This is a genomic window from Paraburkholderia monticola (genome assembly GCF_001580545.1).
Classification (GTDB): domain Bacteria; phylum Pseudomonadota; class Gammaproteobacteria; order Burkholderiales; family Burkholderiaceae; genus Paraburkholderia; species Paraburkholderia monticola.
Map to the genome: position 1 here is coordinate 323,693 of NZ_LRBG01000001.1, position 23,500 is coordinate 347,192.

Consider the following 23,500-nt stretch of genomic DNA (forward strand, 5'->3'; position numbering starts at 1 on the left):
TCCGAACTATCAGGTCACCGCCGAAGAGCGCACCGGCAACGCCGTCGAATACTTGATCTGCTCCATCGCGAAGCTCGAACTCACGTCGTAAAGCGGTACGGCCGTAATCAGCTGCTTGTAGATCCGGTCGTAGTCGTCGATATCGGAGACCACCACGCGCAGCAGATAGTCGGTCTCGCCGCTCATCCGGTAGACCTCGACCACTTCCGGAATGTCGCGCACCGCCTGCGTGAACGCCGCGGCCCATGCCTCCGTGTGCTGATTCGTGCGCACCGCCACGAACACCGTGGTCCCAACGCCGAGCTTGCGCGCGTCGCACAGCGCCACCTGCGCGCGAATCACGCCGGCCTCCTTCAGGCGTTGCAGCCGTTTCCAGCAAGGCGTCTGAGACAGGTTCACGCGCTGCGCGAGTTCGGCAATCGGCATCGTCGCGTCTGCTTGCAGCAGTTCGAGCAGCTTCCGATCGATGATATCCATACTCATACCACCACCCCCTCATAGGAAATTATTCTACTTTTCGAAGCGTCGAGGGAATTATATGGAAACTCTTTCTCCGGTCAAACGGGTATAAATATCGATACCGAAAATAGCCCATAAGCAGCGGACACGCTGCCTCAAAATCATGAGCGACGACCTGCACGCCACCGCTTACGAGCATCTTCCCGACTACCTGAAGTCGTTGCCGGATCCGGCTCGACTCGATGCCGCCTCTTTGCCGACGGGCACGCTGGGCGAAATCGGGCGCACGCCGCTCGAGCGGCTCTGCGACACACTGAACGCGATGTTCGAAGCCTGCGCGAAATTCCCGGAACCGTCGCATTCGACGTTCTTCGCCCGCAGCATGCGACTCGCGCTCGTCGAGGCCGCGGCCGACCCGGCGCTGCTCGCGCCCGCGCAACGCGAAGGTTCCGCCGGGACCTATCGCCGCCATCTGCTCGCCGCCGATCCGCACGGCCGCTACGCGATCGCGGCGCTGGTCTGGCAGCCGGGCCAGGCGAGTCCGGTGCACGCGCATCAAACGTGGTGCGGTTACGCGGTGGTCGAAGGCAGGTTGAGCGAAACGATCTTCGAATGGGACGACGCGCAGCAATGCGCGAACCCGCTGCGCGCTCAGGCGCGCAAACGCGGCGCGGTGTCGTTCGTGCGCGGCGGCCGCAGTGCAATTCATCGGCTCGGCAACTGCAGCGATGCGCCGGCGGTGTCGCTGCATATCTATGGCGTCGAAGGCGCGCGGATCGGCACCCACGTGAACGACATCGTGCGTCTGGCGGACGAGGCGGAGCTGGTTTGACGTTGTTCTGTTCTCAGGTTACGACCTGATATAACCGCGCAGGCTTACGCCAACACGCCATCACACCATGACGCAGCGCGCGGCCGTCGTCGCACGGCCCGCGGCCAAAGCCCGCCTCAAGTCTTCCCACTCCCATCACCCGCCGTCGGAATCTGCGGCGGAATCGGCTCGCTCTGTCCGGTCGGCGGCGGCGCCGGACGCGGTTCGTGCGACACGTCACGCGCCGGCGCAAGCGGCACATGCGCCGCCCCACGCGCCGCCGGGCCCATACCGCCCGCTTCATACTCCGCTTCGCGCGGATACCCGTGCGCTGCTTCGCGGGCTCTTTCGCGCGGGCCTTCGTGCGCGGCTCGGTGCGTAACTTCGTGCGCGCTTTCATGGACTTTCTCGCGACCTCGCTCCGACGCCACGCCCTGAGCCTTGTCGTGCCCGCTGTCCCGCGTCCGCTGCGGCACGTCGCCCTGCAAGTGCCTGCCGTCATCGCCGGCGGTATCCGCAGGCGCGCTGAAACCGGCCATCTCATCGTCGCGCAACGGCTCGCCCTCATGATCCTTCGATGACCTGTACACCCGCATGTAGGCGACCGGAATCTCGATCCCCGCCTCGTCCATCTTGCGCTTGAGCCGCAGGTTGAACGCGCGCGCGATGCTCCATTGCTGCAGCGGCCGCGTCTTGATCTGCCCTTTGACGACCATCCAGTTCGGATCGAAGCGGTCGAGGCCCCACACCTCGATCGGACCGAGCATCTCGCGCCGGTAACGAAAATCGGCCATCAGCTCGGCGCCGACTTCACGGATCAGTTGCGTGATCACGTCGACGTCGGTCGAAAACGACATGCGCACTTCGAACACCGCGTACGCGAAATCGCGCGACAGGTTCTTCACGATCTTGATCTGCGAGAACGGAATCGCGTGGATCGCGCCCTGCCCGTCGCGCAGCCGCACCGTGCGGATCGACAGATGCTCGACCGTGCCCGCGTGGCCGCCATCGACGTCGATCCAGTCTCCGACCGTGATCGTGTCCTCGATGATGATGAAGAGCCCTGTGATCAGGTCGGTCACCAGCGACTGCGCGCCGAAACCGATCGCCAGACCGATCACGCCCGCGCCCGCGAGCAGCGGCGTCACGTTGATGCCGAGGTTCGCGGCGGTGACGATGCCCGCGATCGTCATGATGGTCACCAGCAACACGTTGCGCACCAGCGGCAGCATCGTGCGCGCGCGCATGCTCGGGCTGCGCCCCTTGTTGCGCGGGCCGGCCGGATTGAGCGACTCGGTGATCGCGGTGTCGACCAGAATCCACAGCAGCCACGCGATGAACAGCGTCGCGACGATGGCCGTCATCGCATGCGCGACGCCGCGCGCCGCGACGTTTTTCTCGATCACCGCGGCGAGCGACACACCCCACAGGCGCGCCGCCAATTCGAAGAAAAATAGCCAGATGAACAGCGTGAGCAACGTGCCGCAAAAGCGCAGTAGCCGCGTCAGGTACGGCGAGCGGCGCCGCGCGCGGGCGCTGCGCGGCCGCGTCATGCGCAGCACGATCGCCGACAGGAAGAACGCCAGCACCAGCAACAGCGCGGTGACGATCGAGATCTGCAACACGTTTTCGCTCGAACCGGAGCCGCCGAGCGTCGCGACCACCGATGCGGCCGCCAGCACCAGCACCGGCACGTGCCACAGCGCGCCGAGCACGTCGAACGCATCGGTGGCGGCCTTGTGGTCGTTGCGCTGTTCGTAAGGCCGGTTGCGGATCAGGTGCGCGACCGGCCGGCGGAACGCCAGCGCGAAATAGCCGGTCAGCACGGCGGCCGTCATGTTGGCCGCGGTCGAAATCAGCGCGGCGAGATTGGTGCCGAGCTGATGCTCGACGTCGTAATTGACGGCCGCGTCGCCGAGCGCGCCGCACACGCCGATCACGAACAGCACGCGGCGCGCGTGATCGATCAGCAGGCGCACCGCGACGCGCCGGTGGCCCGAGCCGAACAGCGAAAACATGATCAGACAGATCGCCGAAAACACCGCGCCCGCGACGATCGCGTACGCGACCACGAGGCCGAGCGTGCGGCCGAGCGCATCGGGCATCGCGCGCACGAACAGCAGCGCCGCGATGAACGCAATGATCCAGGGTCCGACGCGGCGCAGCGCGAAGATCACGAGCTCGAGCGTGGTGGGATTGGGCCGCAGCGCGAACTCGATGCCGAAGCGCTGGTACAGCCGGTGCTGCAGATAGATCAGCGCGCCGGCACACGCGCCCCAGCCGGCCAGCATCGCCACCATCGACAACAGGATCTCGCCGAGGCCCTCGCGTCCCTGGCCCGAGACGATCGTGTAGAGCTCGTTGCCGGCCGCGGTCACGCGCCCGCTCCAGTAGCGCACTGGCGTGCGGCCCTGATGCACATCCGATTCGAACGACGCGATGCCCGAGGCGATCGCGCCGAGCAGGCCCGGGCTCGGTTGCGCGGGCGCGGCCGGCCCGACGGCCTGCGCGGCGCCTTGCGACACGTCGCGCAGCTTTTTCAGCTGGGCGACGAGCGCGCTGCGCTGACGGTCGTTGTCGAGCGTGGCGATCACGCTGTCGAGCGAGCGCGCGAGCTCCGCCTGGCTTGCGGGCGACGGCGCCGAGGCCGCCTCGGCCGCCGACGCAGCCGAGGCCGCGGACGCGGGCGCCGCGTTGACCGTCGCGCTGTTGATCAGGCTCTGCAACGCCGGGATCACCGGCGTGCCACCACCGACCGCGGGGCCCGCGGCTTGCGCGGTGCGCGGCAGCGCGCCGGCGCACAGAACCAGCGCGGCGCACAGCAGCGCGATGAACCAGGCGCCGGCCGACGCGCGCACGCGCACCGGCGCGCGCGGGCTGGCGGCGCCGCTGGAAGGATCGCGAGCGGTGGGATCGAAGGAGAAATGGGCAGCGTCGCGAATCGCCGGCTGCTGTGCGCCGTCAGACGGCGCAGCCTCGGACTCACGCCGCGACGGGCATGACTGCATGGCAATCCGTAAGAAAACGGGAGACGCCAGTGTAGCCGCAGTTTTACCCGGCGCGCCCGAACATGCGTAACCGAATGTTAGTACGCTTGCGCGCCCGGCGGATTCGCTACGCCAGTCGTCAGTACGCCACCGTCGCGATCTGGCGGATGAAGCGGCCCTGCTCCAGCTCGTCGACGAACGCGACCGCGTAGTCTTCGGCCGAAATGCGGCTGTTGCCCTCCGCGTCCGCGATCAGCGTATTCGCGCCCGTGCGGAACTTGCCGGTGCGCTCGCCCGGCGCGATCAGCGCGGCCGGCGCGAAGAACGTCCAGTCGAGATCGGTCACGCCGCGGTAGTAGTCGAACGCGTCGCGATGCGCGAGCGCGATGCCCTTGTACGCGTCAGGAAAGCCGTCGGTATCGACCAGTTGCTTGCCCGGCGCGACTTCGAGCGAGCCCGCGCCGCCCACCACGACGAGGCGTTTCAGCCCGGCCGAGCGCACCCCTTCGACGAGCGCGCGGGTGGCCTTCGTCAGCGTCGCGAGATCGTCCTGGGGCGGCGCATACGCGCTGGCGACGAGGTCCTGACCACGCACCGCGGCGCCGACACTCGCGGCGTCGAGCAGATCGGCCTGCGCCGCCTGCAGATTCGCGACGCCGGCCGGCACGCGCGCCGGATCGCGCACGAGCGCCGTCACTTGATGCCCGCGACGCGCGGCTTCCGCGGCGATCCGCGAACCGATCATGCCGGTCGCGCCAAACAAGGCGATCTTCAGTTGCTTGCTCATTTCAATACACTCCACAGGTTGTCTTATATGTAATCCAATAGGTTACATATAACCAGAAAAAAAGCGGGGCGTTCACCCCGTCCGTTTGTCCGTTTGTCCGCTTGTCCGTTTGTCATGCGCGAACGCACACTCAAGCGCGGCGCTTGCGTTCGCGCCGCTTCTCCGAGCGCACGACGTCGGCGGTGGCATCCGCGAGCGTGCGTGCGGCCAGCGATGCTTCCATGGCCTGCTGGGCTTCGTCGATGATACCGCTCAGCACTTCCTGGATATTGCGCCCCACCATGCATGCGGGATTCGGCTCCTCGCGATGCAACGCGAACAGGCGCGCGTCCTCCACCGCGCGATAAACCTCGAGCAGCGTGATCTGCTCGGGCCGCCGCGCAAGCAGCGCGCCGCCACCGGCGCCCATCTGCGAGGTGGTGAGCCCGGCTTCGGAGAGCATGCCCAGCAGCCGGCGGATCAGCACGGGATTCGTATTCACGCTCCCGGCGATCATCTCCGACGACAACGGCACACCGCCCTGCAACGACAGCAGCGCAAGCACATGCACCGCAAACGAAAACCGGCTACTCGTGTTCACCGCAACCCCGTCCCACAACGACAATGTGTACGCATGATAATTACACTTTTGCGCAACGTCAAACCGGGGTCGCGCGCATCGAACGAGGCGCCCGTCATTTGTCCATCTGCTTCTGCGCGTCGGACGAATCGGTCGACGCGCTCGACGAAGCCGAGGTGCCCGCATTCTGCGCCGACCACGCCTGCAGCTTGCGCCCCGCCGTTTCGAGGCCCTGGCCCGTGACCGACGCGGCTCGGCCGATCTGCGCGTTGGCCGCGCTCGCCGCGTTCTGCAGATTGGCCTGCGCGCTCGACGCCAATGCGCCCGGGTCGATCCTGATCGACGGCGCGGACGCCGCTGCGAGGTTCTGCTGCGCGGCGTCCTTGGTCGCGGCGACCTGCTGGCCGACGTAGCTCGCGGCCTGATTGAGCTTCTGACCGGCCAGCTGCGCAGCGTCGTTGAGCTTGCTCGCCGCCTGGTCGGCCGCCGCGTCGTGCTTCTCGCACGCGGCCAGCGCACCGAACACGAGGACCACGACTGCCGCGCGGCGCAATAACGATGAGGAATGGGATGAAGTCATGATCTGGAAGGAGCCGCGCGGGGCGGCTCGCGCAAGCGAAGATGCAGCCATGATACCGCCGTTGCGCCGCGCCGCCGGTTTGCGCTGCAGCGGCGCGCCGGTCGCGGTTCTGTCAAACATGAGGGAGTAGACTGCCTGAGCAATGACCAGCATCTATCAGCATCTCAGTGTTCCGTTGATCAACTGGAGACATACGATGGCGGCAAAGAAGATTCTGTTCCTGACCGGCGACTTCGCCGAGGATTACGAAACGATGGTGCCGTTTCAGGCGCTACAGGCGGTCGGCCACGTGGTCGACGCGGTCTGCCCGGACAAGCGCGCGGGTGAGCGCGTGAAGACCGCGATCCATGATTTCGAGGGCGACCAGACCTACACCGAAAAGCCCGGCCACCAGTTCACGCTGAACGCCAGCTTCGAGGACGTCGATCCGCGCCAATACGACGCGCTCGCTATCGCCGGCGGCCGCGCGCCCGAGTATCTGCGGCTCAATCCGAAGGTGATCGACATCGTCCGGCAGTTCGCCGAGGCGGGCAAGCCGATCGCCGCGATCTGCCATGCCGCGCAACTGCTGGCGGCCGCCGACGTGATCCGTGGCAAGCGCATCTCCGCGTATCCGGCCTGCGCGCCCGAAGTCAAGCTGGCGGGCGGCGAGTACGCCGACATCCCCGTCGATGCCGCGATCACCGACGCCAACTTCGTCACCGCGCCCGCGTGGCCCGCGCATCCCGAGTGGCTGCGCCAGTTCCTCGTGCTGCTCGGCACGCGTATCGAGCACTGAGCCGGAACCCCGCTCGGGCGGCGAGCGTCGACATGCAGCGACGGTCGCCGCAACTGCGCGCAACAGCAGCCACCCGCTTCTACCGCGTACTGATTCCTCGCACCGCGTCGATCGCAGGTGCGGGCGAACCACTGCCCGCGACCAAACCAGAACCTGCCGCGCCTTGCGCGCTCCCGGGCGCACCACGCGTCGCCTGGGCCGCCTGCGTCGTCAGAGCCGCGCCCGCGACGGCGAGTGCAGGCGCGCCTGCCGCCGACAACGCCGAGCGCGCCGCCCCCGCCTCCGGCAGAGACAGATACAACGTCGTCCCCACCCCCTCCTTCGATTCGGCCCACACGCGGCCACCGTGCCGCTCGACCATCCGCCGCACGAGCGCGAGGCCAATGCCCTCGCCGACCGCCGCATTGTCATGCAGGCGCTGGAACGCGATGAACAGGCGCGGCAGCGCGATCGCCGGAATGCCGAGGCCGTTGTCGCGCACGTAGAAGATCCGCAGCGAATGCACGCCCGGCGGCGCGGGCGTGGTGCCGATTTCGATGCGGCCTTCGCGAGCCGGGTGCAGATAGTTGACCGCATTGCCGACCAGGTTCGCGAAGATCTGTTCGAGCGCGGTCGGATCGCCCCAGACCGCGGGCAGTTCGCCAACCGTCACGCGGGCGCGCCGCGCGCGGATCGAGCCCTGCATCGCATCGACGACGCGCTGCACGATGTCGCGCACGTCGACCTTCTGGCGCCGGTACTCGACCCGTCCGACGCGCGACAGCCGCAACAGCGCGTCGATGATGTGCGACGAGCGCAGCACGGCGGTCTGCAGATAATGCAACGCCTCGCCGATGTCTTCGTCGACGATCCGCTCGATACGTTCGCGCGTGCTCACCGCGAGCGACGAGCCGCGCACCGCGTCGCGCAACTCGTCGCAGGCGCGGATCAGTTCCTTCGAAAAGCCCTGCAGGTTCACGAGCGGCGCACGCAGGTCGTGCGACACGCTGTAGATGAACATTTCGTTTTCCTGGGTCTGCTGGCGCAGCGTCTCGTTGATGCGCGCAAGTTCGGCGGCGCGACGCTCGAGGTCCGCGTGAAAGCGCGCCTCGATGCGCTCGGCTTCGAGCAGACGCCGGCTCGTCTCGTGCAAGGTCAGATCGAGCCGCGCGATCTCGTCGCGGCCCGTGCCGATCGGCGCGAGCGGCTCGTTGCCGGCGAGCCGTCCGGCGTTGTCGGACAGCAGCGCGAGCCGGCCCCGCACGCCGCGCGTGAACATCCCGATGGCGAGCGCGACGAACAGCAGCGAGCCCAACGCGGCCGCGACGATCAGCGTCTGCTCGCGCTCGCGCACGGCGGCGACCGTATTCGAGCGCGAGGTGTCGAGGCGGCGCTCCTCGGCCTGGAACGCGCTCACCTCCAGACGAAAACGATCGAGCACATCGGCCTGGGCGAGATCGTGGAAGCGCTTGAGAATTTCGCCACGCCGCCCGGCGTGCAGCAGGTCCTGGATCCGGTCCGACCACTGGCGGTATGCCTGCACCGCCTGGCGCACCTCGACCACGCGCTCGACCTGCGCGGGATTGTCGGCGACGAGTTCGGCGAGTTGATCGATGCGCCGGTCGACATCCACCCACACCGAGACCGGCGTCGTGAAATGCACGTCGTTGGCGAGCACCGCGCCGCGCAGCGCGACCGATTCGGACAGCACCGGATCGAGAATCGCGGTGGTCTGGCGCAGCACTTCCTCGCTGTGCATCGCCCACCGCTCCGCCGACGTCGCGTCGGCTTGTGCCTTCACGAGCCCGGAGAGCAGCGCGAGTTCGAGGACGGCCGGGATCGCGATCAGCAACAGGCCCTTAGTGGTCAGTCTCATGCGTGCGCATTGGAGTAGTTGGCCGGCGGATCACGCACGGAGTCGGCACATTATGTCGGCGTTTGCGGACAAAAACAAAGAGGGTCGAAAACACGGCGATGGTGCGCCAGGAATGGGCATCGGCGCGACCGGCGGGCGTCATATGCGTCAGGATTCCGAAGGACCGTGTAATTGAAATCGAATATTTCGCCCCCGGTTGGGTCATCCGTTTCACCCTCGCAAGGATATGCACTTTTATTGTGCTTTTTCTCGCCGATCAGGTGCATGCCGCCTGCGTGCGGCGCATCGCGCCAACGCGTCCGGATTCCCATCCCGGTGCCCGATTGCACCGTGTCGACGCGATCGGCACAACATTGGCCCACTTCTTGCTGACATAGCGCACTTTTTTGGCTAAGCGGGACACATCGATGGAAAGTCTGAAATACGGCGCCGATACCGAGTTTCTTCTGATCGGCGCCGCCATGGTGCTGGCGATGCACGCGGGGTTCGCATTCCTCGAGCTCGGCACCGTGCGCAAGAAAAATCAGGTCAATGCGCTGGTCAAGATTCTGGTGGACTTCGCGGTCTCGACGATCGCGTATTTCTTCATCGGCTACACGATCGCGTACGGCGTGCAGTTTTTCGGCAACGCCGCGTCGCTCGCCGAGCACAACGGCTATGGCCTCGTGCGCTTTTTCTTCCTGCTGACATTCGCCGCCGCGATCCCCGCGATCGTGTCGGGCGGCATCGCCGAGCGCTCGAAATTCAACCCGCAGCTGTTCGCGACGTTCGTGCTGGTCGGCTTCGTCTATCCGTTCTTCGAGGGTATCGCGTGGAACGACCGCTTCGGCATCCAGGACTGGCTCACGCAGGCTTTCGGCGCGCCGTTCCATGATTTCGCGGGCTCGGTGGTGGTGCACGCGTTCGGCGGCTGGGTCGCGCTGCCGGCCGTACTGCTGCTGGGCGCGCGTCACGGCCGCTATCACCGCGACGGCGGCATCGCCGCGCATCCGCCGTCGAACATTCCGTTTCTCGCGCTCGGCGCATGGGTGCTGACGGTCGGCTGGTTCGGCTTCAACGTGATGAGCGCGCAGACGCTCGACAAAATCAGCGGCCTCGTCGCGGTCAACTCGCTGATGGCGATGGTCGGCGGCACGCTGAGCGCGTGGTTCGCGGGCCGTAACGACCCGGGCTTCACGTACAACGGTCCGCTCGCGGGACTCGTGGCCGTGTGCGCGGGCTCGGATCTGATGCATCCGCTCGGTGCGCTCGTCACGGGCGGCATCGCCGGTGTGCTGTTCGTCTACATGTTCACCTGCGTGCAGAACCGCTGGCGCATCGACGACGTGCTCGGCGTGTGGCCGCTGCACGGCCTGTGCGGCGCCTGGGGAGGCATTGCGGCCGGCATCTTCGGCAGCCACGCGCTCGGCGGCCTGGGCGGCGTGTCGTTCGCGTCGCAGTTGATCGGCACGCTTGGCGGCATCGTCGTGGCGACGCTCGGCGGCACCGTCGTGTACGGCGTGATCCGCATGACGGTTGGACTGCGGCTCGACCAGGAAGAGGAGTACAACGGCGCCGATCTGTCGATTCACAAGATCTCGGCAACAGCAGAGTAAGACCCGGCGGCGCACGAGGGAAACACCACGGGCGCGGCTCACGCGCCTGTCCCCAAATGCCCGCGCCGGTGTTAGACTGCGCGCCTGGAGATGGCATTCTCCATTAACCGCCCTTGGGGCTGATGATGCCTGCTACGCCCGGTTATGCGGACGCGGCATCAACTCGCCCGCCTCAACCGGTTTGTCGACATTCCGGTTTCGATCCTCTTCCATGTATTGGTCATTTCTCGCTGTCGCGATCGGCGGCGCACTCGGCTCGTTGTTCCGCTGGTTCCTCGGCATTCGCCTGAACGCGGTCTTTAGCGACCTGCCGCTCGGCACGCTCGCCGCCAATGTGATCGCCGGCTACATCATCGGGGTCGCGGTGGCGGGCTTCGCGCGCGTGCCGCAGCTCGCGCCGGAATGGCGGCTCTTCGTGATCACGGGTCTGATGGGCGGCCTCTCCACGTTCTCGACGTTCTCCGCGGAGGTCGTGCAGCGGCTGCAGGACGGCCGGCTCGGCTGGGCGGCGGGCGAAGTGGCGATCCATGTGAGCGCGTCGCTGATCATGACGATTCTCGGCATCGCGACCGTTTCGCTGCTGGCGCGCTGACGCGCAGCCTCTGACACGTCAGCGCTTGGCCGGCTCAGCATCAGCTCAAATGTCTCACGGTGTCTCGGCTACCGATGGCACGGACAGCGGCGCGGGCCGCGCAGTGTCCCAACGACGCCTCAACACTCGGCGCAAGGCGGTCCTGACCGGCACCACGATCCGCTCCTGAAACAGCACCGACGCCACCAGAACCACGACCAGATAGACCGGATAGGCAGAAAAGTGCACCTGCACCTGGCTCGCTGCCTGACTGCACAGATGCGGTTGATGCACGCAGGATAAAAGCGAATTCGGCATGCGAAGCAGCTTCTGCACTTTGAGAAACGCGATAAATATCGGGTATTGGAGAGCGAAGATCGACAACGAAGCGTTGCCAAGCCGCCTCGTCCACGCGGTGACGCGCGGCGACGCAGTCTGCATGACGCTCGCGCCGACGAAAATCACGGCGACTTGCGCAGGTAATAGCGCGCCATTGTGAAGCAGCACTTCCCAGGAACGCAGACCCGCCGTAAACAGAAAAGTCGCACCGATGAAAAGCGCCCCTAAACACCCGAATATGATCCATTGATAACGCGTAATGATGCGGGTAATGCGTTCAGCATTCGCCGCGAATATCCCGTAAGCAAGAATGCCCGCCAGAAATTCCGGGAGCCGTATCAGCGGATTGGTGTGCAACATGCCAATGGTCCACACCCCATACCAACCACCTGCGACGACGATCAGCGGCGGCAACAGGCTAGCGGCCCACATCGCCAGCAGCATCATCGACTTGCGGCGCATCGACAGCAGGCGTGGCGCGAGTGCCGGAAACAACAAATAGAAAAAGAACAGCGTCGACAGCGACCACGAAGGAATATTGAACGACAGATAAAATGGATTCCACGCCTGCAATAACAGAATCTGCAAAACCGCATTGACAGCCATTTCTCCACCACTCATGGTGTGGATGATCGGCGGCGCCGAATCGAGATTACTCAGGTCGGTGTCAAATGGATGGGAATTCACGGCCAGCAGTGCAATGCTCAGCACCAGCGTAATAATGTGAATCGGATAGATATTACTAAAGCGATTGATAAAAAATTTCGATGCTGAAACTCTTTTTATTTCACCGGTTTTAGTTTCCACCGAAACGTGCGACAGAATAAATCCTGACAGGATGAAAAAGATACTCGTCGCGCAGCCGCCGAACTTGAACAGGTCGGCCAATGGCATCGTCCGGGCCTCGGGGTAGGTCACGAGCGTGTGGAACACGACCAGATAGCAGGCCAGCAGGAACCGCAGAACGTCCAGCCCGGGCAGCATCCCCTTCATTTCAATTTCCTTTTTCTTACATGGAAATATCTATTTATTGCGCACCCTTTCATAATCAGATGATTCTTCTTTTTTCAATTGAAAGTATTTGCGCGACTCAATACGCCAAGCATGATTCATTGACGGGCAGCAAGCGGTATGTGCGGTTTCGCACCTAATGGCGCCGCAAAAACCGGGTTTTACAGGCGGGACGGATAAAAGCGCGGTTTCACCGCCCCTTTTACCCGCGCGATAATGAGAATCAGGTGCCGGAAAAAATGAACAAAAACCGGAGCAGGAAAATCAAAACCTGCCCGACAGGCAATTCGAAAATTACTTTGTTGCAAATGTAAGCTAGCGTAGCTGCCACGCAAGCATTTCCATCCCAATATTTGCAGCTTCCAGCCCCCGTGTGTGCCGATAGCTTTCTTTGTTTACGATCTGCGCTGATAATAAAAAAAAGGCGTCACGTTGCCGTGACGCCTTAAAAAGTTCTAGCCATTCCGAGGGCCGTGCTAGAACCTGAGAGACGGTATTCGGAAGCCACGAAGAAGCCATTGAGCCCATTGGATGGGCAGTCGATCCTGGATTTCGGGGATTTTCCGCCTACATGCACCAAAAGCAGTCAGCGGAAGCGGGCTTTCGAAATGAGGTTCCATTTTTTATGGTTATGCTGACTAAGTCAAGCAAAACATCGAGTAACGCGGATCGATCGGCAATGCGCTTCGATACAATGACCTTTCTCAAAGACAAATGAATGGATACCCCGGTTTGGAGATGCCAGCGCCCTCGGCAAGCGCTCGTCAACAGGCAGTCGAACGAGTAATTTGAAATATCATTCCAAAAAAACGCATGAATCGATCCGCGCCCAACCAGACCGCACCCACCAAGGCCCAGACCAGTAAAGACAAGGACAGCCCGGGCGATGAAGTCACCGCGCTCGCACGCGGGCTCACCGTGCTGCGCGCGGTCGCCGCCGCGCACGCCCCGCTCAGCAACCGTGAACTTGCCGAGTTGACCGGCATCCCGAAGCCCACCGTGTCGCGCATCACCGCCACGCTCGTGGGCGCCGGTTTTCTGCTGCGACTGCCCGATAGCGAACGCTTCGTGCTGACCTCGTCGGTACTCGAACTGAGCAACGGCTTTCTACGCAATTTCGACATTCGCTCCCGTGCCCGGCCCTTCCTGATCGAGCTGGCCGAACGCACCGCGTTGTCGGTGCATCTCGCGGTGCGCGACCGCTATGACATGGTCGTGATCGATACGATCCGGCCGCGTTCGGCGGTGCTCGTGTCGCGTCTCGAAATCGGCTCGCGCATGAGTCTGACGCGCACCGCCGTCGGCCGGGCCTACCTCGCATCGCTCACGCAGGCGGACCGTGACCGGCTGCTCGCCGGGCTGCAGACCGCCGAAGGCGACGATTGGGGCTATATCGGCAGTCGTCTCGAAAGCGCGATCCAGGACACGCTCGAGCGAGGCTTCGCGATCGCCACCGGCGAGTGGTACGACGGCCTGAATGCGATCGCGCTGGGTTTCGTCGGGCCCTCGGGCGAGCGCTACGCGGTCAATTGCGGCGGCTCGGCCGATCAGTGTCCACGCGACTGGCTGATTTCGCGCGCCGCGCCCGCGCTGCTCGAATGCATCGACAAGATCGTGCTGGAGATCGGCGGCGCGCCGGGGCGCCGGCTCGACGAGTGAGCCGGCGGCCGCGACGATTGCCCAACGGCGCCCTCACCCGACAATTCGCCAACATCCTGTAACCTTCGTAATCAAACGAAAAATACGTGGCTGGACTGTTACGGAGGCCGCAACGTACGATCACGCATCCCGTCGTGGGAACGCGCGCGGCGAGTCGTGAGCGCCGCCGAAAATGGCCCCGCCCATCCGTGATGATTTCGCATTGCGTTAACATCTCTGTCCCGCGCCTCGGGTAGCATCGCGCTGAACTTTTGCGCGGCGCCCGCTGCGACAACCGCCTGACCTGCCGCCCATGTGCCGCTTAGCCGCCCTTCCAACGGCGTCGAACGCACGAGCGGCTCACATCACCCAGCCTGCCACCTGACCGAACCGATGGACGAACAACAAAAGCACCCGGAAACCCAACGCCCCGCCGCTTCCCAGCCGTCCACGAGCGGCGCGCCATCGGGCGCGCCCGGCCCGGTGAAACGCCGTCGTGGCCGCACCATCGCGCTGATCGTCGCGGCGCTGGTCGTGCTCGGCGTCGTGCTGTGGCGCTGGCATCCGTGGGGCGCGCCCAGCGGCGGCGCGAGCGCGCCCGGTGCGGCGAGCGGCGCGCGCGGCGGCCGCTTCGGCCGCGGCGGTCCGAACGCGATGGCCAACCAGGCGCAGCCGGTGCACGTCGCCGCCGCCACCCAAGGCGAGATGCCGGTCGTGCTGACCGCGCTCGGCACGGTCACGCCGCTCGCCACCGTCACCGTGCTGCCGCAGTTGAGCGGCGTGCTGCAGGACGTCTATTTCAAGGAAGGCCAGATGGTCAAGAAGGGCGACGTGCTGGCCCAGATCGACCCGCGCCCCTATGAGATTTCGTTGCGCAACGCCGAGGGCACGCTGGTGCGCGACGAGGCGCTGCTCGCCACCGCGCGTCTCGATCTGAAGCGCTATCAGACGCTGCTCGCGCAAGACTCGATCGCAAGCCAGCAGGTCGACACGCAGGCGTCGCTGGTGCGGCAATACGAAGGCACGGTGAAGTCCGACCAGGCGAACATCGACAGCTTCAAGCTCGACCTCGTGTACGCGCGCATCACCGCGCCGGTGTCGGGGCGCGTCGGCCTGCGTCAGGTCGATCCGGGCAACTACGTGACCTCGGGGCTCACCAACGGCATCGTCGTGATTACGCAGCTCGATCCCATCAGCGTGGTCTTCACGACGTCCGAAGACAATCTGCAGCAGATCATCCAGCACACGCAAAACGGCGAGCAGCTGTCGGCGACTGCGTACGACCGCAGCAACACGCACCCGCTCGAAGTCGGCTCGCTGAAGACGATGGACAACCAGATCGACACGACCACCGGCACGATCAAGCTGCGCGCGATCTTCGAGAACAAGGACAACGGGCTGTTCCCGAACCAGTTCGTCAACACGCGGCTGCTCGTCGATACGATCAAGAACGCGGTCATCGTGCCGACCTCTGCTGTGCTGAACGGTTCGATGGGTCCGTTCGTCTACGTCGTGAAGGACGACAACACGGTCACCGTGCGCCAGGTCAAGCCCGGCCCGGTGGACGGCGAGCGCACCAGCATCCAGTCCGGTCTCGCGGTTGGCGAGCGCGTCGTGATCGACGGTTCGGACCGTCTGCGCGAAGGCGCGAAGATCACGATTCCGGCCGAACGTCCCCGTGCCGCATCCGGCGCGCACGGCGCGAGCGCCCCGGCCGGCGCCTCCGGCGCGCACGCGCATCGCGGCCGGCACGCCTCGCAGGCATCGTCATAAGTAAAGGCACGGCACTTACCGCATGAATCCATCCCGCGCTTTTATTCTGCGTCCCGTCGGCACCGCGCTGCTGATGGCGGCGATCATGTTGGTCGGCCTCGTCGCGCTGCGCTTTTTGCCGCTCTCCGCGCTGCCCGAGGTCGACTATCCGACGATCCAGGTGCAGACCTTCTATCCGGGCGCGAGCCCGGACGTGATGACCTCGTCCGTGACGGCGCCGCTCGAGCGGCAGTTCGGCCAGATGCCGTCGCTGAACCAGATGTCCTCGCAAAGCTCGGCCGGCTCGTCGATCATCACGCTGCAGTTCAGCCTCGACCTGCCGCTCGACATCGCCGAGCAGGAAGTCCAGGCGGCGATCAACGCGGCGGGCAACCTGCTGCCGTCCGACCTGCCCGCGCCGCCGATCTACGCGAAGGTCAACCCGGCCGACGCGCCGATCATCACGCTCGCGATCACCTCGAAGACGCTGCCGCTCACGCAGGTGCAGGATCTCGCCGACACGCGGCTCGCGCAGAAGATTTCGCAGGTCGCGGGGGTGGGTCTCGTGAGTCTGTCGGGCGGCCAGCGCCCGGCGATCCGCATTCAGGCGAACCCGCGCGCGCTCGCCGCTTACGGTCTGAACCTCGACGACCTGCGCACCACGATCTCGAACCTGAACGTCAACACGCCGAAGGGCAACTTCGACGGCCCGACGCGCAATTACACGATCAACTCGAACGACCAGCTGACGAGCCCCGAGGAGTACCAGTCCGCCGTGGTCGCGTACAAGAACGGCCGGCCGGTCATGCTGACCGACGTCGCGAGCATCGTGGGAGGACCGGAGAACACCAAGCTCGGCGCGTGGGTCGACAACACGCCCGCGATCATCCTGAACGTGCAGCGTCAGCCGGGCGCGAACGTGATCCAGGTGGTCGACAGCATCAAGGCGCTGTTGCCGCAACTGCAGCAGTCGCTGCCCGCCGCGCTCGACGTCGAGGTCGTCACCGACCGCACCACGACGATCCGCGCCTCGGTGCGCGACGTGCAGTTCGAACTGGCGATGTCGGTCGTGCTGGTCGTGCTGGTGATGTACCTGTTCCTCGCCAACGTCTACGCGACGATCATTCCGAGTCTGTCGGTGCCGCTCTCGCTGATCGGCACGCTGGCCGTGATGTACCTGTGCGGCTTCTCGCTGGACAATCTCTCGCTGATGGCGCTGACCATCGCCACCGGCTTCGTCGTCGACGACGCGATCGTGATGATCGAGAACATCGCGCGCTACGTCGAGGAAGGCGAGAGCGCGCTCGAAGCCGCGCTGAAGGGCTCGAAGCAGATCGGCTTCACGATCATCTCGCTGACGGTCTCGCTGATCGCGGTGCTGATCCCGCTGCTGTTCATGGGCGACGTGGTCGGGCGCCTGTTCCACGAATTCGCAATCACGCTCGCGGTGACGATCGTGATCTCGGCGGTCGTGTCGCTGACGCTCGTGCCGATGATGTGCGCAAAGCTGCTGCGCCACACGCCGCCGCATGAAAGCCACCGCTTCGAGGCGAAGGCGCACCGCGCGATCGACTGGGTAATCGCGCGCTACGCGGTTGGGCTCACGTGGGTGCTGAACCGTCAGCGCTCGACGCTGGTCGTCGCGGTGCTCACGCTCGTGCTGACCGGCCTGCTTTACGTGTTCATTCCGAAAGGCTTCTTCCCCGTGCAGGACACCGGCGTGATCCAGGCGATCACGCAGATGCCGCAGTCGGTGTCGTTCGCGTCGATGGCCGACCGTCAGCAGGCGCTCGCCGAGCAGATTCTGAAGAATCCGGACGTCGAGAGCCTGACCTCGTTCATCGGCGTGGACGGCAGCAACATCACGCTGAACAGCGGCCGCATGCTGATCAACCTGAAACCGCGCGACGACCGCAGCAACACCGCGAGCGACGTGATTCGCCAGTTGCAGAAGGACGTCGCGCACATCCCGGGCGCGTCGCTCTACATGCAACCGGTGCAGGACCTGACGATCGATTCGACCGTGAGCCCGACGCAGTATCAGTTCATGTTGACCGATCCGAACATCAGCGAATTCACGACGTGGGTGCCCAAGCTGGTCGACCGCCTGAAGCAGTCGCCCGAGCTCGCCGACGTCGCGACCGATCTGCAGGACAACGGCCGCTCGGTGTTCATCGAGATCGACCGCGCGACCGCCGCGCGTTTCGGCATCACGCCGGCCACGATCGACAGCGCGCTGTACGACGCGTTCGGCCAGCGCATCGTGTCGACCATCTTTACGCAGTCGAACCAGTACCGCGTGATTCTCGAAGCGCAGCCGACGATGCAGCGCTACACCGAGTCGCTGAACTCGATCTACCTGCCCTCTTCCACCTCGTCGGGCGGCCAGGTGCCGCTGTCGTCGATCGCGAAGTTCATCGAGCAACCCGCGCCGCTGCTCGTCACGCACCTGAGCCAGTTCCCGGCCACCACGGTGTCGTTCAACCTCGCGCCGGGTTCGTCGCTCGGCGCGGCCGTGCAGGCGATCCAGCAGGCCGAGAAGGACATCGGCCTGCCCGCTTCGTTCCAGACGCGCTTCCAGGGTGCCGCGCTCGCGTTCCAGGCATCGCTCGCGAACGAGCTGTTCCTGATCCTCGCGGCGATCGTCACGATGTACATCGTGCTCGGCGTGCTGTACGAGAGCTTCATCCATCCGATCACGATTCTGTCGACGCTGCCGTCGGCCGGCGTCGGCGCGCTGCTCGCGTTGCTGATCACCGGCCACGATCTCGACATCATCGGCATCATCGGCATCGTGCTGCTGATCGGTATCGTGAAGAAGAACGCGATCATGATGATCGACTTCGCGCTCTACGCCGAGCGCGAGGAAGGCAAGCCGCCGCGCGAGGCGATCTACCAGGCGTGTCTGCTGCGCTTCCGGCCGATCCTGATGACCACGCTCGCCGCGCTGCTCGGCGCGCTGCCGCTGATGCTCGGCACCGGCGCGGGCTCCGAGCTGCGCCGGCCGCTCGGTATCGCGATCGCCGGTGGTCTGATCGTGAGTCAGCTCCTGACGCTGTTCACGACGCCAGTGATCTACCTCGCGTTCGATTCGCTCGGCCGCCGGCTGCGCGAGCGCTTTCACCGCGGCGATTCGTCCGGTAGCGCCACGCCGCCCGCCACCGATGCAGGGAACTGAGCGATGAACCTGTCGCGTCCGTTTATCTCCCGCCCGGTCGCCACCACGCTGCTGGCGATCGGCATCGCGCTGTCGGGCATCTTCGCGTTCACGAAGCTGCCGGTCGCGCCGCTGCCGCAGGTCGACTTCCCGACCATCTCGGTTCAGGCGACGCTGCCGGGCGGCAGCCCCGAGACGGTGGCGACGAGCGTCGCGAGCCCGCTGGAGCGGCACCTGGGCTCGATCGCCGACGTCACCGAGATGACCTCGCAGAGCTCGGTCGGCTCGACGCGCATTACGCTGCAGTTCGGCCTGAACCGCGACATCGACGGCGCCGCGCGCGACGTGCAGGCGGCCATCAACGCGGCGCGCGCCGACCTGCCCGCGAGCCTGCGCAGCAACCCGACCTACCACAAGGTCAACCCGGCCGACGCGCCGATCCTGATTCTCGCGCTCACGTCGAACACGCTGACGCCCGGCCAGCTATACGACTCGGCCGCCACCGTGCTGCAGCAGTCGCTCTCGCAGGTGAACGGCGTCGGTGAAGTCGACGTGAGCGGCTCGGCCAACCCGGCCGTGCGCGTCGAGCTGGAGCCGCACGCGCTGTCGCACTATGGCATCGGCCTGGAAGACGTGCGCGCGGCGCTCGCCGCGGCCAACGCGAACAGCCCGAAAGGCTCGATCGAGTTCGGCGAGAACCGCGTGCAGCTGTACACGAACGACCAGGCGAGCAAGGCGTCGCAATACAAGGACCTCGTGATCGCCTACCGCAACGGCGCCCCGGTCAAGCTGTCGGACATGGGCGAAGTCGTCGATTCGGTCGAGGATCTGCGCAACCTCGGCCTCGCGAACGGCAAGCGCTCGGTGCTCGTGATCCTGTACCGCCAGCCGGGTGCGAACATCATCGACACTGTCGACCGCGTGAAGGCGATGCTGCCGCAACTGCATGCGTCGCTGCCCGCCGACGTCGACATCCTGCCCACCTCCGACCGCTCCACCACGATCCGGGCGTCGCTAAAAGACACCCAGCGCACGCTCGTCATCGCGGTCGCGCTCGTCGTCATGGTGGTGTTCCTGTTCCTGCGCAACTGGCGCGCCACCCTGATTCCGAGCGTGGCCGTGCCGATCTCGATCATCGGCACGTTCGGCGCGATGTACCTGATGGGCTTCTCGATCGACAACCTGTCGCTGATGGCGCTGACCATCGCGACCGGCTTCGTCGTCGACGACGCGATCGTCGTGCTCGAAAACATCTCGCGCCACATCGAAGACGGCGTGCCGCGCATGAAGGCCGCGTTTCTCGGCGCGCGCGAGGTCGGCTTCACGGTGATGTCGATCAGCATCTCGCTCGTCGCGGTGTTCCTGCCTATCTTGCTGATGGGCGGCATCGTCGGCCGCCTGTTTCGCGAGTTCGCGCTGACGCTGTCGCTGGCGATCGGGGTATCGCTGATCGTATCGCTGACGCTCACGCCGATGATGTGCTCGCGCCTGTTGCGCGAGCCGCACGAAAAGGGAGAGGAAAGCCGCTTCGGCCGCTGGCTCGAACGCGGCTTCATGTCGATGCAGCGCGGCTACGAGCGCACGCTCGGCTGGGCGCTGCGACATCCGCTGCCGGTCGTCATCGTTCTGCTGCTGACCATCGCGCTGAACGTCGCGCTTTACATCATCGTGCCGAAGGGCTTTTTCCCGCAGCAGGACACCGGGCGTCTGATCGGCGGCATCCAGGCCGACCAGAGCACGTCGTTCCAGGCGATGAAGGGCAAGTTCTCGGAGATGATGGCGATCGTCAGCAAGAACCCGGCGGTCGAAAGCGTGGCGGGCTTCACCGGCGGCCGGCAGACCAACTCCGGCTTCATGTTCGTGTCGCTGAAGCCGAAAAGCGAGCGCAAGCTCTCGGCCGACCAGGTGATCGCGCAGCTGCGCGTGCCGCTCGGCGACGTGGCCGGCGCGCGCACGTTCCTGCAGGCGGTGCAGGACATCCGCGTGGGCGGCCGGCAATCGAACGCGCAGTATCAGTTCACGCTGCTCGCCGATTCGACGCCCGATCTGTACAAGTGGGGGCCGAAGCTCACCGAGGCGCTGCAGGCGCGCAAGGAGCTCGCGGACGTGAACTCCGACCAGCAGCAAGGCGGTCTCGAAGCGATGGTGACGATCGACCGGGCAACGGCATCGCGGCTCGGCATCAAGCCCGCGCAGATCGACAACACGTTGTACGACGCGTTCGGCCAGCGCCAGGTGTCGACGATTTACAACCCGCTGAACCAGTATCACGTCGTGATGGAAGTCGCGCCGCGCTACTGGCAGAACCCGGACATCCTGCCGCAGATCTTCGTCAGCACGTCGGGCGGCAGCGCGAGCGGCGCCCAGACCACGAACGCGCCGGCCGGCACGGTGAGCGCGAGCACCGCGTCGAACCCGAGCAGCGCGGCCACGGGCGGCACTGGGGCCACCACCGCCACGAGCGTGGCCAGCATCGCGGCCGACTCCGCGCGCAATCAGGCGATCAACTCGATCGCGGCGAGCGGCAAGTCGAGCGCGTCGTCGGGCTCGGCAGTGTCGACCGCGAAGGAAACGATGGTGCCGCTGTCCGCGATCGCGAGCTTCGGGCCGGGCACCACGCCGCTGTCGGTCAATCACCAGAGCCAGTTCGTCGCCTCGACGATCTCGTTCAACCTGCCGCCGGGCGTGTCGCTGTCCACCGCCACCCAGGTGATCTACGACACGATGGCCGAGATCGGCATGCCGGGGACGATCCACGGCAGCTTCCAGGGCACCGCACAGGCGTTCCAGCAGTCGATGTCCGATCAGCCGATCCTGATCCTCGCCGCGCTGGCGGCGGTGTACATCGTGCTCGGCATCCTGTACGAGAGCTACATCCACCCGCTGACGATCCTGTCGACGCTGCCGTCCGCGGGCGTCGGCGCGCTGCTCGCGCTGCTGCTGTTCAATACCGAGTTCAGCATCATCGCGCTGATCGGCGTGATCCTGCTGATCGGTATCGTGAAGAAGAACGCGATCATGATGGTGGACTTCGCGATCGAGGCGTCGCGCAAGGGGATGTCGTCGCGCGACGCGATCCATCAGGCCTGTCTGCTGCGCTTCCGCCCGATCATGATGACGACCTTCGCCGCGCTGCTCGGCGCGCTGCCGCTCGCGTTCGGCAGTGGCGAAGGCGCGGAGATGCGCGCGCCGCTCGGTATTTCGATCGTCGGCGGGCTGATCGTCAGCCAGATGCTGACGCTCTATACGACGCCGGTCGTCTATCTGTATATGGATCGCCTCCGCGTGCGCTGGGAGGCCAGAAAGGCGCGCCGCGCGGGTGGTGCCGCGCCGACGTCGTCATGATGTCGTCGTGACGTGATGAGGGGTGGCGCTCAGAGTTTCTGCTCGATGGCCAGCGAGAAAATCCGCTGCCATCGGCGCGCCATCCGCTCGCTCGACATCGGCACGAGCCACTCGCCGTGCCTTGCGTCCTTGACCTTCAGCGCGAGCCGCGCCTCTGCGTCGCGGCCCTGCGCTTCGGCGCCGAGCAGATCGGCGAAGATATACGAGCCCCGCTCATCGCCGACGTGAATCTCGCACAGCCGCTTGGCCGCCGCGAGCCGCACCGAACCCCAGTTGCCCTTCAGCTCGTGCGTCCAGTCGCCGTCGCGCGCGTTCGGCGCGACTTCGCGGCGCCGCTGCCGCCAGTACGCAAGCGCCCCGGCGATCAGCAACGCAACCAGCACGGCCACGCCCTCCGCGACCGCCAGCCCGAAATCGGCCCGCAGCGCATCGAAGGCGCGCACCGCGCCGTAGCCCAGCGCGATCAGCGCAATCAACCCTACGAGAATCGGCATCGCAAGCTCATCCGGTAAGACGTTTCAGCCCGGCACCGGCCTACGCGATGCCGCGCGCACGGCGCTTCACTGCCCCCGCTTCATCGCCCCGCTTTACTGCCCGCTTCACTGCCCCTTATGCGCGGCCGCCCACTCCTTGAGCGCATTCAGCGTGTTCTCGACATGCTTCTCGGGCGACAGGTCCGTGTACTCGTAGATGATCTTGCCGTCGGGCGCGATCACGTACGACACGCGATTCGCCATGCCGGCCTTCATCGGCATACCCGCGTCGTACGCGCTGATCACCTTTGCGTCGGCGTCGGCCGCGACCGGGAATTTGCTGCGGCATTCGCTGACCGAAAACTTCGTCAGCGTGTCGATGTTGTCGTGCGACACGCCGATCACCGACGCACCGTACTTCTTGTATTCGTCGACCGCCTCAGCGAACTCGTGCGCCTCGATCGTGCAGCCCTTCGTGAACGCGGCCGGATAGAAGTACAGCACGACCGGCCCCTTCTTCAGTTCGTCGGCCAGCGAATACGTGTAGGTCTTGCCGCCAAGCGAGGCCTCGGCGGTAAACGCCGGCGCCGTGTCGCCGGGCTTCAGGGTGGCCGAGGCGAGCGGCGCATACATCGCGAAACCGAACGCCATGACGGCGGCCAGCGCCGCCGGTATGTGTCTTGTCTTCATCTGCTCCTCCATGCGTGAGCGCACGCGTTTGATCCGGTCCTTCGAAGACAGCGGGCTCGGCCGCCATCGCAACGGCCGGTGCTGAACGATATATTGGACCACGGATGCCCACA

The 23,500-nt window shown here is 65.4% G+C and carries 17 protein-coding genes and 1 riboswitch; of the genes, 8 read left to right on the forward strand and 9 right to left on the reverse strand.

The genetic code is table 11. The annotated features are described in order from the left end of the window. Positions 1-9: 9 nt before the first annotated feature. Positions 10-483, reverse strand: coding sequence for an Lrp/AsnC family transcriptional regulator (locus tag CI15_RS01450; RefSeq protein WP_062123584.1), 474 nt, complete (start codon positions 481-483; stop codon positions 10-12). 139 nt (positions 484-622) lie between these two features. Here CI15_RS01450 and CI15_RS01455 point away from each other — a divergent pair, with 139 nt between their 5' ends. Continuing rightward, positions 623-1,291: a cysteine dioxygenase family protein gene (locus CI15_RS01455; protein WP_062123585.1), complete on the forward strand. Its 669-nt coding sequence runs from the start codon at positions 623-625 to the stop codon at positions 1,289-1,291. A 116-nt stretch (positions 1,292-1,407) separates the two neighbouring features. Here the strand turns inward: CI15_RS01455 and CI15_RS01460 are convergent, their stop codons facing one another. The 4 genes from CI15_RS01460 to CI15_RS01475 all read right to left on the reverse strand — a co-directional run bounded on the left by CI15_RS01460 (position 1,408) and on the right by CI15_RS01475 (position 6,183). Continuing rightward, positions 1,408-4,278 (reverse strand): mechanosensitive ion channel family protein, encoded by a 2,871-nt coding sequence (locus CI15_RS01460; protein WP_062123588.1) that lies wholly within the window; start codon positions 4,276-4,278, stop codon positions 1,408-1,410. A 118-nt stretch (positions 4,279-4,396) separates the two neighbouring features. After that, positions 4,397-5,044: an NAD(P)-dependent oxidoreductase gene (locus CI15_RS01465; RefSeq protein ID WP_062123591.1), complete on the reverse strand. Its 648-nt coding sequence runs from the start codon at positions 5,042-5,044 to the stop codon at positions 4,397-4,399. A 130-nt stretch (positions 5,045-5,174) separates the two neighbouring features. Beyond that, on the reverse strand, positions 5,175-5,624 hold the full coding sequence (locus CI15_RS01470; protein ID WP_062123883.1) for an Rrf2 family transcriptional regulator: 450 nt from the start codon (positions 5,622-5,624) through the stop codon (positions 5,175-5,177). Between the two features lie 94 nt (positions 5,625-5,718). After that, a complete protein-coding gene (locus CI15_RS01475) occupies positions 5,719-6,183 on the reverse strand; it encodes a BCAL1086 family glycoprotein (protein WP_062123885.1) in 465 nt (154 codons plus the stop codon). A 196-nt stretch (positions 6,184-6,379) separates the two neighbouring features. On the opposite strand from CI15_RS01475, the gene CI15_RS01480 reads away from it, so the two are divergent. Further along, on the forward strand, positions 6,380-6,961 hold the full coding sequence (locus CI15_RS01480; RefSeq protein ID WP_062123887.1) for a DJ-1/PfpI family protein: 582 nt from the start codon (positions 6,380-6,382) through the stop codon (positions 6,959-6,961). Positions 6,962-7,040: 79 nt separating this feature from the next. Here the strand turns inward: CI15_RS01480 and CI15_RS01485 are convergent, their stop codons facing one another. Beyond that, the gene (locus CI15_RS01485) at positions 7,041-8,816 is read right to left on the reverse strand and encodes a sensor histidine kinase (protein ID WP_062123593.1); all 1,776 of its coding nucleotides are present in this window, start codon (positions 8,814-8,816) and stop codon (positions 7,041-7,043) included. A gap of 407 nt (positions 8,817-9,223) precedes the next feature. Here CI15_RS01485 and CI15_RS01490 point away from each other — a divergent pair, with 407 nt between their 5' ends. Beyond that, the gene (locus CI15_RS01490) at positions 9,224-10,411 is read left to right on the forward strand and encodes an ammonium transporter (protein WP_062123595.1); all 1,188 of its coding nucleotides are present in this window, start codon (positions 9,224-9,226) and stop codon (positions 10,409-10,411) included. Positions 10,412-10,488: 77 nt separating this feature from the next. Then, positions 10,489-10,550, forward strand: a riboswitch (Fluoride riboswitch). Between the two features lie 72 nt (positions 10,551-10,622). Beyond that, a complete protein-coding gene (gene crcB / locus CI15_RS01495; protein ID WP_062123597.1) occupies positions 10,623-11,003 on the forward strand; it encodes a fluoride efflux transporter CrcB in 381 nt (126 codons plus the stop codon). A 54-nt stretch (positions 11,004-11,057) separates the two neighbouring features. Here the strand turns inward: crcB and CI15_RS01500 are convergent, their stop codons facing one another. Continuing rightward, on the reverse strand, positions 11,058-12,314 hold the full coding sequence (locus tag CI15_RS01500; RefSeq protein ID WP_062123599.1) for an acyltransferase family protein: 1,257 nt from the start codon (positions 12,312-12,314) through the stop codon (positions 11,058-11,060). 831 nt (positions 12,315-13,145) lie between these two features. Between CI15_RS01500 and CI15_RS01505 the strand changes: the two genes are divergently transcribed. From CI15_RS01505 to CI15_RS01520, 4 genes are all read left to right on the forward strand, one after another. Beyond that, positions 13,146-13,991, forward strand: coding sequence for an IclR family transcriptional regulator (locus tag CI15_RS01505; RefSeq protein ID WP_062123601.1), 846 nt, complete (start codon positions 13,146-13,148; stop codon positions 13,989-13,991). Between the two features lie 372 nt (positions 13,992-14,363). Then, the gene (locus CI15_RS01510; protein WP_062123603.1) at positions 14,364-15,743 is read left to right on the forward strand and encodes an MdtA/MuxA family multidrug efflux RND transporter periplasmic adaptor subunit; all 1,380 of its coding nucleotides are present in this window, start codon (positions 14,364-14,366) and stop codon (positions 15,741-15,743) included. 22 nt (positions 15,744-15,765) lie between these two features. Next, positions 15,766-18,900: an MdtB/MuxB family multidrug efflux RND transporter permease subunit gene (locus tag CI15_RS01515; protein ID WP_062123605.1), complete on the forward strand. Its 3,135-nt coding sequence runs from the start codon at positions 15,766-15,768 to the stop codon at positions 18,898-18,900. Between the two features lie 3 nt (positions 18,901-18,903). Further along, positions 18,904-22,224 carry an efflux RND transporter permease subunit gene (locus CI15_RS01520; protein WP_062123607.1) on the forward strand — a complete coding sequence of 1,107 codons (3,321 nt, stop codon included), beginning with the start codon at positions 18,904-18,906 and terminating at the stop codon, positions 22,222-22,224. 29 nt (positions 22,225-22,253) lie between these two features. Here the strand turns inward: CI15_RS01520 and CI15_RS01525 are convergent, their stop codons facing one another. Further along, positions 22,254-22,718 (reverse strand): hypothetical protein, encoded by a 465-nt coding sequence (locus CI15_RS01525; RefSeq protein ID WP_062123609.1) that lies wholly within the window; start codon positions 22,716-22,718, stop codon positions 22,254-22,256. A gap of 105 nt (positions 22,719-22,823) precedes the next feature. Beyond that, positions 22,824-23,387: a peroxiredoxin gene (locus CI15_RS01530; protein WP_062123611.1), complete on the reverse strand. Its 564-nt coding sequence runs from the start codon at positions 23,385-23,387 to the stop codon at positions 22,824-22,826. Positions 23,388-23,500: the final 113 nt, after the last annotated feature.

Bases quoted from the DNA above. Each gene is read 5' to 3' on its own strand.
- CI15_RS01465 (WP_062123591.1), bottom strand. From the start codon at position 5,044: ATGAGCAAGCAACTGAAGATCGCCTTGTTTGGCGCGACCGGCATGATC.
- CI15_RS01530 (WP_062123611.1), bottom strand. From the start codon at position 23,387: ATGAAGACAAGACACATACCGGCGGCGCTGGCCGCCGTCATGGCGTTC.
- CI15_RS01505 (WP_062123601.1), top strand. From the start codon at position 13,146: ATGAATCGATCCGCGCCCAACCAGACCGCACCCACCAAGGCCCAGACC.
- CI15_RS01455 (WP_062123585.1), top strand. From the start codon at position 623: ATGAGCGACGACCTGCACGCCACCGCTTACGAGCATCTTCCCGACTAC.
- crcB (WP_062123597.1), top strand. From the start codon at position 10,623: ATGTATTGGTCATTTCTCGCTGTCGCGATCGGCGGCGCACTCGGCTCG.
- CI15_RS01525 (WP_062123609.1), bottom strand. From the start codon at position 22,718: ATGCCGATTCTCGTAGGGTTGATTGCGCTGATCGCGCTGGGCTACGGC.
- CI15_RS01460 (WP_062123588.1), bottom strand. From the start codon at position 4,278: ATGCAGTCATGCCCGTCGCGGCGTGAGTCCGAGGCTGCGCCGTCTGAC.
- CI15_RS01515 (WP_062123605.1), top strand. From the start codon at position 15,766: ATGAATCCATCCCGCGCTTTTATTCTGCGTCCCGTCGGCACCGCGCTG.
- CI15_RS01490 (WP_062123595.1), top strand. From the start codon at position 9,224: ATGGAAAGTCTGAAATACGGCGCCGATACCGAGTTTCTTCTGATCGGC.
- CI15_RS01480 (WP_062123887.1), top strand. From the start codon at position 6,380: ATGGCGGCAAAGAAGATTCTGTTCCTGACCGGCGACTTCGCCGAGGAT.
- CI15_RS01520 (WP_062123607.1), top strand. From the start codon at position 18,904: ATGAACCTGTCGCGTCCGTTTATCTCCCGCCCGGTCGCCACCACGCTG.
- CI15_RS01500 (WP_062123599.1), bottom strand. From the start codon at position 12,314: ATGAAGGGGATGCTGCCCGGGCTGGACGTTCTGCGGTTCCTGCTGGCC.
- CI15_RS01485 (WP_062123593.1), bottom strand. From the start codon at position 8,816: ATGAGACTGACCACTAAGGGCCTGTTGCTGATCGCGATCCCGGCCGTC.
- CI15_RS01510 (WP_062123603.1), top strand. From the start codon at position 14,364: ATGGACGAACAACAAAAGCACCCGGAAACCCAACGCCCCGCCGCTTCC.
- CI15_RS01450 (WP_062123584.1), bottom strand. From the start codon at position 483: ATGAGTATGGATATCATCGATCGGAAGCTGCTCGAACTGCTGCAAGCA.
- CI15_RS01475 (WP_062123885.1), bottom strand. From the start codon at position 6,183: ATGACTTCATCCCATTCCTCATCGTTATTGCGCCGCGCGGCAGTCGTG.